Origin of the sequence: Neobacillus paridis (assembly GCF_016765675.1) — a bacterium.
Lineage (GTDB): Bacteria > Bacillota > Bacilli > Bacillales > Cytobacillaceae > Neobacillus > Neobacillus paridis.
In genome coordinates, this window is the sequence record NZ_JAESWB010000261.1 from 1 (window position 1) to 667 (window position 667).

Annotated in this window: 1 protein-coding gene; it reads left to right on the plus strand. The window is 45.6% G+C overall.

The features are described 5' to 3' along the window. A partial coding sequence (locus JK635_RS17620) for a YybH family protein (protein ID WP_235888195.1) occupies positions 1 to 463 on the plus strand: 463 nt, incomplete at its 5' end. Between the last annotated feature and the right edge of the window lie 204 nt (positions 464 to 667).

Sequence of the window (667 nt, forward strand, 5' to 3'; positions counted from 1 at the left end):
ACGGAACGTGCGATTCAAATGCCAATTCAACTTTGCGGCCATACTCCTGTTACTTCTACAGATAGTTGCTCCACCTGTTGCAGCTAGGGATTTTTCTGAGGAAATGGAAGCTGAGAACGTACGGTGGCTCACTGTATATAACAGCCGCAATGCGCAGGCATTTGCACCACTGTACACCCCAGATGCAGTTATCGTGCCTCAAGGTGGTCCGCCAATCAAAGGGCATACAGCGATCGTCCAATTTTGGTTCGGAATGTTCAAGAATGAATTCCGGGATCCAAAACTGGAAATTATTGATTTGCACAAAGAAGGGAAGATTGCTTATCAAACTTGCCGATGGACAGTTTCAAAATTTAACGAAAACGGTTCGGTCAAGCATATTAGTGGAAACACACTACGTGTTTTCGAGCGGCAACGTGATGGACGCTGGCTTATTAAAGTTCAGATGTCCAATACCGACTAGGAAAAACTTTACTCTTTGTTATTTTTGCTCGAAAAATCCAGTCATCATGGTAATTGGAGCCACGAGAAGACAGGCAGGATCAATCAACGTTGGCTAAGCCCAACGCTGTACCGTTCATCAAAGCTGTTGCGAGAATGTCAAGCTCATGGCGCCATAACGGCATCGATCGATTGCCATTCAGCAAAGTATCGCTATGGAGGTCGC